The 14,668-nt window shown below is 35.2% G+C and carries 16 protein-coding genes; 11 read left to right on the top strand and 5 right to left on the bottom strand.

The window, feature by feature from the left end; translation table 11 throughout:
- Positions 1-37: 37 nt before the first annotated feature.
- Positions 38-892 (top strand): cupin-like domain-containing protein, encoded by an 855-nt coding sequence (locus OD90_RS07785; RefSeq protein ID WP_144668593.1) that lies wholly within the window; start codon positions 38-40, stop codon positions 890-892.
- A gap of 66 nt (positions 893-958) precedes the next feature.
- Here OD90_RS07785 and OD90_RS07780 read toward each other — a convergent pair whose 3' ends face one another.
- The gene (locus OD90_RS07780; protein ID WP_144668591.1) at positions 959-1,492 is read right to left on the bottom strand and encodes a DUF6646 family protein; all 534 of its coding nucleotides are present in this window, start codon (positions 1,490-1,492) and stop codon (positions 959-961) included.
- 103 nt (positions 1,493-1,595) lie between these two features.
- Between OD90_RS07780 and OD90_RS07775 the strand changes: the two genes are divergently transcribed.
- Entirely contained in the window at positions 1,596-2,180 is a 585-nt protein-coding gene (locus OD90_RS07775) for a methyltransferase domain-containing protein (protein WP_144668589.1), read from the top strand.
- Positions 2,181-2,195: 15 nt separating this feature from the next.
- Here OD90_RS07775 and recQ read toward each other — a convergent pair whose 3' ends face one another.
- A complete protein-coding gene (gene recQ, locus OD90_RS07770; protein WP_144668587.1) occupies positions 2,196-4,286 on the bottom strand; it encodes a DNA helicase RecQ in 2,091 nt (696 codons plus the stop codon).
- 72 nt (positions 4,287-4,358) lie between these two features.
- The gene (locus OD90_RS07765; RefSeq protein ID WP_144668585.1) at positions 4,359-4,697 is read right to left on the bottom strand and encodes a single-stranded DNA-binding protein; all 339 of its coding nucleotides are present in this window, start codon (positions 4,695-4,697) and stop codon (positions 4,359-4,361) included.
- Between the two features lie 389 nt (positions 4,698-5,086).
- On the opposite strand from OD90_RS07765, the gene acs reads away from it, so the two are divergent.
- Entirely contained in the window at positions 5,087-7,000 is a 1,914-nt protein-coding gene (gene acs, locus OD90_RS07760; protein WP_144668583.1) for an acetate--CoA ligase, read from the top strand.
- Between the two features lie 36 nt (positions 7,001-7,036).
- On the opposite strand, the gene OD90_RS13190 is transcribed toward acs, so the two are convergent.
- The gene (locus OD90_RS13190) at positions 7,037-7,186 is read right to left on the bottom strand and encodes a hypothetical protein (protein ID WP_186434731.1); all 150 of its coding nucleotides are present in this window, start codon (positions 7,184-7,186) and stop codon (positions 7,037-7,039) included.
- A gap of 167 nt (positions 7,187-7,353) precedes the next feature.
- Here OD90_RS13190 and trxA point away from each other — a divergent pair, with 167 nt between their 5' ends.
- The 8 genes from trxA to OD90_RS07725 all read left to right on the top strand — a co-directional run bounded on the left by trxA (position 7,354) and on the right by OD90_RS07725 (position 14,252).
- The gene (trxA, locus tag OD90_RS07755; protein WP_144668581.1) at positions 7,354-7,653 is read left to right on the top strand and encodes a thioredoxin; all 300 of its coding nucleotides are present in this window, start codon (positions 7,354-7,356) and stop codon (positions 7,651-7,653) included.
- Between the two features lie 185 nt (positions 7,654-7,838).
- Positions 7,839-8,510, top strand: a complete 672-nt coding sequence (locus tag OD90_RS07750; protein WP_144668579.1) for an SH3 domain-containing protein — start codon at positions 7,839-7,841, stop codon at positions 8,508-8,510.
- 23 nt (positions 8,511-8,533) lie between these two features.
- Positions 8,534-8,683: a hypothetical protein gene (locus tag OD90_RS13185; protein ID WP_186434730.1), complete on the top strand. Its 150-nt coding sequence runs from the start codon at positions 8,534-8,536 to the stop codon at positions 8,681-8,683.
- 85 nt (positions 8,684-8,768) lie between these two features.
- Positions 8,769-10,271, top strand: a complete 1,503-nt coding sequence (locus OD90_RS07745) for a carboxypeptidase-like regulatory domain-containing protein (protein WP_144668577.1) — start codon at positions 8,769-8,771, stop codon at positions 10,269-10,271.
- Positions 10,272-10,393: 122 nt separating this feature from the next.
- Positions 10,394-11,008 (top strand): DUF4230 domain-containing protein, encoded by a 615-nt coding sequence (locus OD90_RS07740; RefSeq protein WP_144668575.1) that lies wholly within the window; start codon positions 10,394-10,396, stop codon positions 11,006-11,008.
- Positions 11,009-11,112: 104 nt separating this feature from the next.
- A complete protein-coding gene (locus OD90_RS07735; RefSeq protein ID WP_144668573.1) occupies positions 11,113-11,469 on the top strand; it encodes an MmcQ/YjbR family DNA-binding protein in 357 nt (118 codons plus the stop codon).
- Between the two features lies 1 nt (position 11,470).
- Positions 11,471-13,243 (top strand): MutS-related protein, encoded by a 1,773-nt coding sequence (locus OD90_RS07730; protein WP_144668571.1) that lies wholly within the window; start codon positions 11,471-11,473, stop codon positions 13,241-13,243.
- Between the two features lie 7 nt (positions 13,244-13,250).
- The gene (locus OD90_RS07725) at positions 13,251-14,252 is read left to right on the top strand and encodes a metal-dependent hydrolase (RefSeq protein ID WP_144668570.1); all 1,002 of its coding nucleotides are present in this window, start codon (positions 13,251-13,253) and stop codon (positions 14,250-14,252) included.
- Here the strand turns inward: OD90_RS07725 and OD90_RS07720 are convergent.
- Positions 14,249-14,668 (bottom strand): response regulator, encoded by a 420-nt coding sequence (locus tag OD90_RS07720; protein ID WP_144668569.1) that lies wholly within the window; start codon positions 14,666-14,668, stop codon positions 14,249-14,251. The two genes, OD90_RS07725 and OD90_RS07720, sit on opposite strands and share 4 nt — an antisense overlap.

Raw genomic sequence — 14,668 nt, 5'->3', positions numbered from 1 at the left:
CTAGTAAAGATGGCTTTTTGTTTTTAAGAAAATACATATGCAATTACAAGAAATCAAAAGGGTCTCCACAATTACAAAAAAGGAGTTTAAAAAAGACTTTATAAAGACCCAAAGACCAGTAGTTATTGAACACCTTATAGATGATTGGGATGCTTATAAGAAATGGAATCTGTCTTATATAAAAGATGTAGCAGGTGAGAAAATGGTGCCTTTATATGACGATAGACCTGTAAAGCATGATGAAGGTTTTAATCAAGCGCATGCTACGATGAAAATGAGCGAATACATTGACTTTCTTAAAAAGGAACCAACAAACTTCAGAATTTTTCTATATAATTTGATGAAAGAGGTTCCTTTGCTTAAAAACGATTTTAAGTTTCCAAAAATAGGGTTAAGGCTCATTAAACAAATACCGATGTTATTTTTTGGGGGTGAGGGAAGTAAGGTATTTATGCATCATGATATTGACTGGGCAAATATTTTACATTTTCATTTTGAAGGTAGGAAGAGAGTGATCCTCTTCCCTCCTAGTGAAACAGAACACTTATATAAAGTTCCGTATTCCTTAATTACAAGAGAGGATATAGACTTTGATAATCCTGACTATGAAAAGTTTCCTGCACTAAAAAATGCCAGAGGATATGTGTGCTATTTGAATCATGGGGAAACGCTGTATATGCCAGAGGGCTATTGGCACTTTATGAAATATGAAACTCCAGGTTTTAGTATGAGTCTACGTGCATTGCCACGAAGTTTTAAACATCTTCGATATGCTTTGTATAACGTTTTTTATATGCGGCATTTTGACAATCTAATGAGGCGCCGCAAGGGTCAGGATTGGATTGATGAGAAGAATGAGAGAGCTTTACAAAAAACCAACAAGAACTTATAATATATAGAAAATCAAATGCCGTACTTTTTAAAAAGTACGGCATTTTGATTTTATTGAACTGTCGTACTATAGATTGAAACTTGCGCCTATAGAAACATTGAATTGATTATTAAGTTGTTTTCTTGGTCTTTCAGAAACTGTAAAATCATCGTCTTGTGTAAATTTTGCAAATGGTACGTTAAGTTCTGTAAATAGACCAAAACCTTCTGTAAAGAAAAAGCGAGCACCAAGGTGACCCCCAAAGTTTTTAAGACCCAAGTCAAGCCCAGGATATATATCAAAGCGGCTATCTACGTTAATTACATTACCTAAATGAGCGTTGAATCTCACACGTAAATCAAAGCGATCACCGAATTCTGCATCTTCAAAAGCTCCCTCTGGAGTGATTGAACTAAACTCTTCTACTCCAAGAAGATAAATTCCTTTAACACCTAGAGAAATATTTTCTCCTATACCATAATCTAAAGTAGAAACAACTCCTGTTCCATTATCCTGTAGATTTGCTCCCACTTGAAATTTTAAATCATTTGCTCCATTATAAGCTTGTCCAAATACTGTAGAAAAAGATAATAGTAGCAAGAATGTATATATTGCTTTCATAAATTGATTGTTTAGAGTAACAAAAATAGAATTTATTAATAAACAGAGTCCATTCTAACTATCAAAAATTCCTTAATTTTCTTATTCTTAAAATCATAGAAAATTGAAATTAGATAGACACTATTGGAATCATCGGTATCAAGAGGATCAAACGGGGTGGGATCTTAAAAAAGTCTCGCCACCATTAAAAGAATATTTTGATCAGCTTACCGACAAGAGTTTAAAAATTCTAATTCCTGGTGGTGGTTATTCTTACGAAGCACAGTATTTATGGGAGCAAGGCTTTAAAAACGTCTATGTTATTGATTACTCTGAAATTGCATTAAATGATTTAAGGAATCGCGTTCCCGCTTTCGCGAAAGCGCAACTCATACAAGGTGACTTTTTTGAATTGGAAGACAGTTTTGACCTCATCATAGAACAAACATTTTTCTGCGCTCTTGATCCACAACTGAGAAAAGATTACGTAATTAAAATGAACAATCTTCTAAATCCAAATGGAAAACTTGTGGGACTTTTCTTTGATTTCCCATTAACTAATGAGGGTCCTCCTTTTGGTGGAAATGCTAAATTATATAAAGCATATTTTACCAAATATTTTAGGATTGAAAAATTAGAACGCGCTTATAATTCTGCAGAGGGCAGGCAGGGAAAGGAATTGTTTTTTAAGTTCCTTAAGCGTTTATAGAGATGTACACTAAACTTAGTTTTCAAGTTTGTTGACATATAATGCTAATCTAAGCTTCCAATATGGAATTTGCTCTTCGAAAAAATTGAAATAATCTTTCAGCTTTTCAGGATCTTCTACTTTAGTTGTAGCACTGTTAATTTGCTTTACCTCACCTGCTGATATGAATTGAAAATAGTCTACTTCCATACCTTCTTCATGCAGCTTGATAAGATGATTGTAGATCGTACCTAAAGTAAGATTACGTTGTTCCGCAATCTCTTCTAGATTATAACCCTGATCAATCAAAGACTTTGTTTCATAAACAGTATCTCCAGATTTCTTTTTAGGTGTTTTGACGTGTGATTTTATCAATTCAATAAAATCTGCAGCATATTTTTCCATTTTAGATTGCCCTACACCGCTTATCTCTAAAAACGCTGTTGGAGTGGTAGGTTCTTGATCTTCCATGTCTTTAAGACTTGCGTCAGAAAAGATAACATAGGCAGGTACATTTGCATCTCTCGCTAGTTCGCTTCGTAATTCTCTTAGCTTTTCAAAGAGTGTTCCTTTTGGTTTTTTGAGTTTTTTAGTTTTGACTTCTTCAACTTTTGGTTGTGTAAGTCGAGCTAGTTCAATCTTTTTACCATTGAATAATACTTCATTTGCTAGTGGGGTGAGAAGTAATCTTCCGCTTTCGCGAAAGCGTATTTCCAACAATCCCTGATTAATCATCTGTATGATGTACTGTTGCAAATCACGCCAAGAAACATCACTAGCGATGCCATAAGTTTTTATGTTTTGATAGCCTTTTTCAAACACTTGTGAGTTTTGTGAACCACGTAGCACATCTATTACGGTACCCATTGCTTCTTGCTCCTGCATTCTGGCAACTCCAGAAAGTACTTTTTGAGCAAGAATGGTTCCGTCAAAATATTCGGGTTTGTTTTTACAGATATCACAATTTCCGCAGTCTTCTAAAAGATATTCGCCAAAATACTGAATGAGGACTTTGCGCCTACAACTCAGCGCCTCTGCATACTGTTGCATGCGTTCTAACTTTGCAATTTGGTAATCTGCATTTTGTGCGTTTTCTATAAACTTGCGTAGCATAATCGTATCTGCATAGCTATAAAAAAGGAGTGTATGCGCAGGCAGACCATCACGTCCAGCTCGACCTATTTCTTGATAATACCCTTCGAGATTTTTAGGCATGTTATAGTGAATTACCCAGCGAACATTGCTCTTATCTATCCCCATCCCGAAGGCGATGGTGGCAACGATGATGGGTGTTTTATCATTTATAAAGCGCTCTTGCACTTTGCTGCGTTCTTCTGCATTCATGCCAGCATGATAAGCTTTTGCTTGAAAGCCTTTGGCATTCAATTTTGCAGCAAGTTGCTCGGTACTTTTTCTACTCAGACAATAGATGATTCCGCTTTCGAAAGGTCGTTTATTAAGAAATTTGAGAATTTGCTCATTACGCTTTTGACCAGGTCGCACATCAAGATATAAGTTAGGTCTGTCAAAAGATGAGATATATTTTTTTGCATGCGCAATACCTAACTGATCTGCAATATCATCTTGTGTTGACTTATCTGCAGTAGCCGTGAGTGCTATAAGCGGAGTGTCAGGTAATTTATTTTTTAGGTAGCCTAGTTGGGTGTATGCAGGTCTAAAGTCGTGTCCCCAAGAAGAAATACAATGCGCTTCATCTATAGCGATAAGGTTAATTTTTGCGGTTGTAAGATGCGGATCTAATAATTGTAAACTCTCTGGAGCAACATAAATAAGATCTAGTTGACCATCATCAAGATTTTCTATAACCTCTTGAATCTCATCTGCAGGTTGCGTACTATTGTAATAGGCAGCCTTAATTCCGTTTGCTTGAAGTGCATCTACTTGATCTTTCATTAACGCAATGAGTGGAGATATGACAAGGGTTGTACCTTCCATTGCGACTGCAGGCAATTGAAAACACATAGATTTACCACCACCGGTAGGCATAATCACTAATGCATCATTTCCAGCACAAACAGATTCTATAATTTCCTGCTGGTTGGGACGAAAGTTATCATAACCAAAATTCGTTTTTAATAAAGACTTCAATTCTTGCGTTTCAACCATGTTGCGAAGTTATAAATAGCAAATAAAAAAAGGCGCTCAAATGAACGCCTTTTAAGCAAAATTAAAGACTCCTTAATTGTTTTTACTTAGCATGAGTAGCTCATTACATACGATCTCTGTCATGTATCTTTTGATTCCATCTTTATCTTCCCACGAGCGGTTTGTGAGTTTACCTTCAACGGCTATTTCTTGTCCTTTTTGTACATAGCTTTCTACAACCTTTACAAGACCGCCTCTTACCACAATATTGTGCCAGTATGCACGCTCTATTTTTTGACCATTTTTGTCTTTGTAAGAATCATCTGTGGCCATAGAGAACTTTGCAATTTTGTTGCCATCAGGAAAGGTGGTGATTTCTGGATCTTGACCTAATCTACCAATTAACTGTACTTTGTTACGTAATGCATTCATAATAATAAGTTTTTCTTGAGCAGGTTATGCCTGCCAAATTAATTTATATACGTTCCCAAGTCTATCTTGAGAAATTTAAGTTGTTCTGTACCCTTATTTAATCGAGTACTTATTTAGAGCACTGCAAATATGCGTCAGCTCTCAAAAATTAGTCGGTTGCTACGTGTTTACTATCGTTTATAGTCGTTTGTAAATACTTGTTGTCGTTTGCAGCGTTTTTAAAAAACTGAATATCATTAGGTTACATATTATTACGGATTAAGTTTTAAATGTTACGCTTTCGCGAAAGCGAGCTCAAAATAATGATTCATTTAGAATATTATTTGCATTCGTTCCCTATCAAACTTCTTTATTATGTATCTTTTCTCCACAAATAAGTTTTCAAGAACATGAGTAATTACCATATCAAAGGATTAGAAGAATATTTTCAAGTCTACCGAAAATCTGTAGATAATCCCGAGCAGTTCTGGGAAGAAATCGCCGAAGAAAATTTTGTGTGGCGCAAACGATGGGATGAGGTTTTAAAATGGAATAAAGAAAGTCATAAAGTTAAATGGTTTGACGGTGCGAAGCTCAACATAACAGAAAACTGTATTGATAGGCATTTATATACAAATCCAGACAAAACTGCTATTCTTTTTGAACCTAATGATCCAGACGAGTCTGCTCAACATATTACTTATAAAGAATTACACGAGCGAGTATGTAAATTTGCAAACGTATTAAAGGATAAGGGTGTTAAAAAAGGGGATCGTGTATGCATTTATTTGCCTATGATTCCAGAGCTAGCGATTTCCTTACTCGCCTGTGCTAGAATAGGAGCTGTTCATTCGGTTGTTTTTGCGGGTTTTTCTGCTACAGCATTGCGCACACGCATTAACGATGCCAGTTGCAAGATGGTGATTACAAGTGATGGCTCTTACAGAGGAGCCAAAACAATTGACCTTAAACCCATTGTAGATGAGGCTTTACTTGATACACCGAGTATTACATCTGTTCTTGTAGTCAAGCGTATACGATCATCCGTAAAAATGGTTGCAGACCGAGATTACTGGTTACAACCTTTGCTAGAACAAGCGTCTACAGATTGTCCTGCAACTATTATGAATGCAGAAGATGAGCTATTTATACTCTATACTTCTGGCTCAACGGGAATGCCAAAAGGTATGGTTCATACGACGGGGGGTTATATGGTGTATGCAGCGTACACTTTTAAAAATGTTTTTCAGTATCGTGATCAAGATATATACTGGTGTAGTGCAGATATAGGTTGGATTACTGGGCACAGTTACATCGTTTATGGACCGCTAGCAAATGGAGCTACTACACTTATGTATGAAGGTGTTCCTACCTATCCAGATTGGGGAAGATTTTGGAGCATTATTGAAAAACACCAAGTCACTCAATTTTATACTGCTCCTACTGCCATAAGAGCATTAGCAAAAGAAAAACTTGATTTTGTAGAAAAATATGATCTCTCCTCTTTGAAAATTTTAGGAACTGTAGGAGAGCCAATTAATGAAGAGGCTTGGCACTGGTACAATGATAATATTGGTAAAAAGAAAAGCCCCATTGTTGATACATGGTGGCAAACAGAAACAGGAGGAATTATGATAAGCCCTATTCCTTATGCAACACCTACTATCCCAACTTTTGCTACCTTGCCGCTCCCAGGAATACAACCAGCATTGATGGATGAAAATGGTGAGGAATTAAAAGGAAATCAAGTAGAAGGTAGACTTACAATAAAACATCCTTGGCCTAGCATGGCGAGAACCATATGGGGTAACCATAAAAGATATGTAGAAACCTATTTTTCTGCTTATAAAGATAAGTACTTTACCGGCGATGGAGCTTTGAGAGATGCTACTGGATTTTATAGAATAACTGGAAGAGTAGATGATGTAATTATCGTTTCAGGCCATAATCTAGGAACAGCTCCTATAGAAGATGCAATCAATGAACACCCTGCTGTAGCCGAAAGTGCCATTGTAGGATTTCCGCATGATATTAAAGGCAACGCCTTGTACGGTTATGTGATTTTAAAAGAGACTGGTGAAGGGCGTGATCACGACAACTTAAGAAAAGAAATCAATCAAATTATTACAGAGCGTGTGGGACCAATTGCAAAACTGGATAAAATTCAATTTACCGAAGGCTTGCCTAAAACACGATCAGGCAAAATAATGAGACGTATCTTAAGAAAAATTGCAAGTGGAGAAACAAGTAAACTAGGAGATATAAGTACATTGCTTAATCCTGAGGTAGTGGAAAAGATTATAGACAATACGATTAAATCATAAAAAAACCTCGAAGAAATTTCTTCGAGGTTTTTGATATTAGTTGTTTGGCTTTAGATTATCCCTTGGTTGTTGATATTCCATTTTATCTTTTACCTGATGATTTATTTGTTTTCCGTGAGTAGCTTCAAGATTTATTGCCTGTTCTTTCTTACTCGTCTTTTCTGGATTAGGTTTTGGTGTACTCATCTGTTTTCATTTTTAAATTCATTTCAAAGTACTGATAGTAATTGATTTTAAAATATAAATTAAAAAACTTTAACCTAACACTGTTAATTATTGCAAAACAGATTTTACACTTTTCTAGAATTTAATACTTTGAGATAAAATGCAGTTTTCACATTAAATGAATCGTTATGAAATCATCTTTTTCAGAAATTATAAACTCAGAAACACCGGTATTAGTTGACTTTTTTGCAGACTGGTGTGGGCCATGCAAAGCGCTTACTCCTATTCTCACATCAGTTAAAGAGGAGCTTGGTGATAGCGTAAAAGTGATAAAGATTGATGTTGATAAGAATCAGCCGCTTGCAACTCAGTATCAAGTAAGAGGAGTGCCTACCATGTTGCTCTTTAAAAATGGGAAACAAGTTTGGAGGCAATCTGGTGTGTTACAAAAAGAAGAACTCATAAACGTCATTAAATCATCACACTAATACTTTCTAAAAACTGAATAGGCACTAAGAATTCTTAAAAATAAAGGACTAAAAGTTGATCTCAGCAGTACTGTTTCTTATAGCGCTTTCGCGAAAGCGAATATGTAAGGATCAATTTATTTTAAGATTTTCACAACACGATTATTTTAATTAATGCAATACCTTGCTCTTTAAAATGGAATTAAATGTCTGAATTACTTAAGAAAATCATTAAGTCACAATCTTTAAAGGAAGATCGTTTTTATCTACAAGAAGATGGTCGTGTTTTTGAACGTATTGTAACTGCTGAGGATACATTTACTGGTTACTATCAAGATGCAGGTGGGACATTATATACTAAAGAAGGTTGGGAGGCAGAGAAAGAAAGGCAATACAAGGAATTTGAAGAAAAAAAACGTCTTGAACTTGTAAGTGCTCAAAAAGAACGAGCTGCTCAGGTAGCCGCAAAAAAAGAAGCAGCGGCAAATGCTGTGATTAATCGCGGTAAGAAAAAGAAGAAACATTACAAATTATACGGAGGCTTATTGGCAGTAGCTATTATGATAAGTGTATTAGTATTTGGATTGTGGGAACGAGATTACACCCGAGAGAAAGAAGCCATTGCAGCAGAAGAGACACAGGCAGAAGTTAAAGAGGAGGTTATTGTTTTTGGTGATGCATTGATCACTGGAGATGGAGTTAACTTAAGATTTGGACCTTCTACGTCGACTGAAATCATTGACACTTTTGATAAAATGGGAGAAAGGGTTGAGGTGATCCCACAAGATAGTGTTGTGCCTAAATGGGAGAAAGTACGCAGAGAGAATGGAGTGCAGGGATGGGTCTATGATTTGTACCTTAAAAAACTAGAGGAATAAGCATATTTTAAAGACCGATCACAATGCCCAAAAAAGGAACTCCAAAAAACACCAAAAACAAAGCAAAGCATTCCAAACTTATGAAGCGCAAGAAAAAGAAAGAGCGCGAAAAAAAAGAAGCTAGTCGTGAGAGACTACTAGCTGCCAAAGCAAAAATGAAAGCGCAAGAGTAGTCAAATAAACGTCTCATTTTAGTTTTTATTAAAACTTCAAACAACCTTTTGGGATTTATTGTCGTCTTAGTTTAAAACAAATAAGATGACATCATTACTTAAATACATTACCTATTTCATATTTTTATTGGTTAGTTCTTCTCTAATTGCTCAATCTTATACGGCAACTGTTGTAAGTGCTCAAACGGGGGAACCTATTCCATATGCTACAGTTCAACTTTCATCAAATAGTGGGACGATTACAAATGAAGAGGGTGTATTCTCCATAGGAAATAAGCAGCTCGAAAAATTAAAAGACTCAATCTTTATCTCATCTATGGGGTACCATAAACTTAGTTTATATCCAGTACAGGCTACCGATACCATTTTAACATTAAATGAAAAGTTTAATGAGCTTGATAATGTCTTTTTAACAACTCAAAAATTAAATCCAGAAGAAATAATAGAAAAGGTTGAGGAAAATCTTTCTAAGAATTATCCCTCACAATATACAAGTCAAAAGCTCTTCTTTAGGCAAACATTGAGTAATGAGGTGAATAAGGTAAAAGTAGATTTTAAAAAATCTACAATAAAGGAACTTGATAAAGAACTCATAGATAGTATAGTGAGACAAATACCTCGCGCATCAGAATATTATAGTGAGTCTGTAGGGACGTTGTATGGAAACTATAATGATCAAAAAATACATGTAGCTAAAGCAGCAAAACTCTATGACAAAAGTAAGGATGTGTCTTTTGAAGGATTTGGTAAACGGTTAGAGAAAATTTTTAAAGAGAATGTTAAGCCAGATTCATATTTAAAAATTAAGTCTGGTTGGTTAAGTGAGAAAATTCCTATAAGTGAGATTAATGAGGATGATAATCCTCAAGACACAACGGCTGGTATACATTTAAAAGCTGGAGAAGACCCGACAATACAGGATATTACTTCGAGCGTAAAAAGTGGAATTAGTAGATTGTACAAAGAGCTCTTTTTTCAAGAAGATTCAAAGCTAGATTTCTTACAAAAATCAAATCGGTATGAATTTACTCAAACAGCCATCACTTCTATGGGAGAGGACATCGTATATGTATTGTCTTTTAAGCCTAAGGGCTCTAAGGATTTTTCTGGAACAATCTATGTGAATACAGATGATTTTGCCATCATGAGATTGGATTTTCATAACATCAAAAAGCTCTATGGACTAAAGCTATTTGGTATAGGGTATAGAGATATTGTTTATAAAGGCACTTCAATGTTTACAAAAAACAAAAATGGAGGATATGCACTTGCCTATATGGAATTAGAACGTGGTGTCGAGATGATGGTAGATAGACCACTTACCGTTATTGAGAAAAACAAACACGTAAAAGGACGTCGCAAGCAGAATGAACTTGATCTAAATATTGATTTTAAAATTACAGCCACTTCAAAGTCAGAATTTGTAGTCTTTCATACAGCTGCAATTACAGAAGAGATTTATAAATCCTCAACTGATAGTAAGGATGTTGAGGCCACTTACCTCTCAGCCTATGATCCTAATTTTTGGGAAGATCACACCGTAATAGAACCTAACTCAGCAATTCAAAAATTCAAGGTTGTAAAATAAAATAGTACGCTTTCGCGAAAGCGTATTCTAAAAACTATTTTCTAGTGTATACAACAACTTAACTTGTAGATGTAGGCAAGTAATTGCAATAAATAAATCGATCATAATGGTATCTTTACAGTATGGAAGAATTATTTATAGGGTTAGCCATTGGAGCTGTTGTCGCTTTCTTTATATATAGATGGTTTTCTAGCTCATCAAAATCTAAAGATGTAGAGAAGCAATCTGTTGTACTTATGGAGCGTATACGTACTGTATGTAAATTTATTACCGTAGAAGGTGATTTTGCTGAAATTTACCACTATGAAAGCCTCAAGAATAAATGGATGAATCTTTTGTTAGGATCAAAAAAGGCTATTGTATTGATAGATGCAAAAGCACATATAGGTTTTGATCTAACAAAGATAAAAATGGAAGCAAACGATAAGAAAAGAACGATTGTTCTTTACGACTTCCCAGAGCCCGAACTCCTTTCTGTAGAAACAGATTTTAAATATTATGATAAAAAAGAAGGCTGGGCAAATCCTTTTACGAGTACAGATCTTACAGAAATTAATCGTGAGGCAAAACAACACATAAAGGATAAGATACCTCAGAGTGGATTGTATAATGAAGCCAAAAAGCAGGCATTAGAAACTGTACAGTTAATGCAAAAATTGGTTGAGACTATAGGGTGGAATCTAGATTATAGTGCCCTAGAAATAGGCTCTTCCGAAGAAATTAAGAATATAGAATGACTCTTGTTAGCTAGCAAGATCACCTTATAATGGCCTTATCAGTTTGCGGGCAATAGCGTTAAATACACACTGAGTACAATGATTTTTACAAAAACTGCTTGTAGATGAATATAGAAGACTTTAGAACCTACTGTCTATCTAAGAAAGGAGTTACAGAGAGTTTTCCTTTTGACAAAGAAACACTCGTTTTTAAAGTGATGGGAAAAATGTTTGCCTTAGCTTCTCTAGAGCGCGTGCCGCTCTCTGTAAACTTAAAGTGTGACCCAGAAAGAGCCCAGAGGTTAAGATCAGAATTTGATGAAGCGATATTGTCTGGGTGGCATATGAATAAAACACACTGGAACACCTGCATTGTTGAAGCTTTAGAACCAAAATTACTTAAAGATCTTATAGATCATTCTTATGAACTTGTTATTTCAAAAATGACAAAAAAACTTCAAGCCGAACTTGCGGCTTTATGATATGACGACACCGCATCATTTTTATACAAACCAAATTGACCTATTTACAAAAGATTTACAAAAACTAAAGACAAAGCTCAATATCTCGAGTGCTGTTCGGTTAACAGTATTTCTTGCCGCTGCATTAGGAATTTATTTGTCCTTAGGAAATGGAAAACTTATTATAACGATTGTCATTATAGGCATTGCTGCTTTTCTCATTTTGGTGACTAGGCATAGTAAACTACAATATGAAAAATCTTTAGTACAAGCGTTAATAGCTAGTAATGAGCTAGAATTAAAAGTGCTGGATAGAGACTTTTACGACTTGCCAGATGGTATGGAGCATCACAATCCAGAGCATGTATATAGTCAAGATATTGACATGTTTGGGAGAGGATCATTTTATCAATACCTTAACCGTACAGCCTTGCAAAGTGGGTCAAAAAAATTGGTTGAGGAGCTCCTATCTAACAAGATTGATTGTATTGAAAATAAACAAGAAGCCATTAGCGAATTAGCAAATTTAGCTCAGTGGAGACAGCGTTTTGCAGCTATAGCAACTTTAGTAAAAACCGAAGTTTCTACCAAAAGCGTTATTGGTTGGTTAGATAACTATGAGACATTCACCCCTAAGTTTATTAAGATATTTGCCAGAATCTTTAGTTTAATTTCACTCATCGTATTGTCTGCTTATTTTTTTGGAGTTATCGCGGGCTGGTGGGTTTTTTTAATTTTTGGGATTGGCCTATTAATTACTGGAAGGTTTGTAAAAAAAATCAACCAGTTATCTACGCATACGAGTAAAATACAAACCACTTTTACTCAATATTCAAAACTTCTTTCACAAATAGAAAATAAAGAATTTAAAAGTTTATTACTCTCAAAAAAGAGAAACCAAATTATAACTGATACTACTGCTAGCTCTAGCATACTTTATAAATTTTCAAAAAAATTAGATGCGTTAGATCAACGTAATAACATCATTATAGGATTCCTTGCAAACGGATTTTTTCTAAGAGATTTGGCAATCGTTTCAGATATTGAACAGTGGATACTTTCTAATAAGGCCTCCATACCTAATTGGTTTCAGGTAATAGATTTTTATGATGCATATAATACGTTAGGTAACTATACTTTTAATCATCCTAATCATATTTTTCCTAAAATTACTCCATCAGGAAATACTATGGTTGCTACTGCTGTGGCTCATCCTCTTTTGAGTCCAGAAGTGGCAGTGCGTAATGATGTTACGATAGATCATGACCAATTTTTTATTATTACAGGAGCAAACATGGCTGGTAAGAGTACTTTCCTACGTACTATCGCATTGCAAATCGTTATGTCAAATGTAGGTCTTCCAGTTTCTGCTAAGGAAGTTTCATATACGCCTATAAAACTTATTACAAGTATGCGTACAACAGATAGCCTTACAGATGATGAGAGTTATTTCTTTAGTGAATTAAAACGTCTTAAATTTATAGTAGATCAAATTAAAACGGATCGCTATTTTATTATCCTTGATGAGATTTTAAAGGGTACAAATAGTACAGATAAGGCAGTAGGATCCCGTAAGTTTATTAATAAATTAGTAGCATCTGGAGCTACAGGAATTATTGCGACACATGACCTTAGTTTATGTGAGGCGGCAAATGATTTATCCCAAGTTCAAAATTATTACTTTGACGCACAAATTATAGATGACGAGTTGTATTTTGATTACACTTTCAAAAAAGGAATTTGCCAAAATATGAATGCCAGTTTCTTACTTAAGAAAATGGAAATTGTAGAATAATACAGAGATGGACAGTCTTACACAAATTGTATTGGGAGCCGCCGTAGGTGAGGCTGTTTTGGGTAAAAAAATCGGTAATAGAGCTATGCTCTGGGGAGCTGTTGCAGGTACGATTCCAGATTTAGATGTTCTTGCGAGGTATGTTACTGATACGATTACTGCCACAGAAATACATCGTGGATTTAGTCACTCACTTCTGTTTTCAATTATTATGGCACCTATTCTAGGCTGGTTGGTGCATCAGATAACAAAAAGAGAGGATTTAGGTTATCAAGATTGGACCAAGTTGTTTTTCTTGGGGCTCTTTACACATCCACTACTGGATATTTTTACAACGTGGGGTACTCAACTATTTTGGCCTTTCAAAATCCGCCTAGCATTTAATACTATATTTGTAATCGATCCGCTGTATACATTACCTTTTCTAGTTTGTGTATTACTAGCAATGACAAAAAACAGGGATACGCTTTCGCGAAAGCGTATCAACAAGCTAGGTATTTATATGAGTTCTATATATCTGGTTATCGCGTTACTTCTTAAGTGGAATGCACATATTAAGATAACTAAAGCATTAATTGATCAGGATATCAATTATACTTCTATTTCTACTAGGCCTTCAGCGATGAATACAATTTTGTGGAATGCAAATATAGATGCTGGAGATAACTACTTGATAGGGGAATATTCACTTTTTGATACCAAGCCTCCCACTTTTATAGCCTATCCAAAAAACAGAAAATTGACAGAGGATATAACTGTTACGGAAGAAGTGCAGCGTCTAATAACAATTTCTCAAGGATGGTACACCATAGAAAAAAAGCAAGATACGTGGATATTTAATGATTTAAGATTCGGTTTAATTCCTACACATCCATCAAAATCCCAATTCGTATTTAGTTATACGATTGAAGATATTGATGGACGCATTGAAGTTACAGAAAACCGTCCTGAAACAAGAAATATATCATTAGTACTAGAAAATTTGTGGAATAGACTTAGAGGAAATTAATCATCAAATCTTCCTGGAAATTGATTTCTTAAAACTTTCATTAAGCTCTCTTCAGTTAAAGGCTTATTGTCAAAATGCTGTAGTAAGTCGTATTTATCTGCTTTGTCTCGATCTACAGGTGAGGTAGATGTAGTAAGCATTGCTATTACAACATGCGCTTTCTGAGTGTCTTCGAGATTTTCATAGTGTTCAAGAAATTCAAAGCCATCCATCCCTGGCATATTGATATCTAAAAAGATGAGATCCGGACGTGGGTAATCCTCGTTGATCAACGTTCGGAGGTAGTCTAAGCCCTCTTCCCCAGAATATTTTATAGTTGTCTTTGCAGTAACACCTGCTTTTTTTATAACTCTTGAATGTATAAAGTTATCAGACTCTGAGTCATCGATGAGTAATATTTCTCTTAATGGTTGCAT

This window comes from Dokdonia sp. Hel_I_53, from assembly GCF_007827465.1.
Classification (GTDB): Bacteria; Bacteroidota; Bacteroidia; order Flavobacteriales; family Flavobacteriaceae; genus Dokdonia.
Note: the sequence above shows the minus strand (reverse complement) of the source record. Positions and strands in the feature narration are given on the sequence as shown.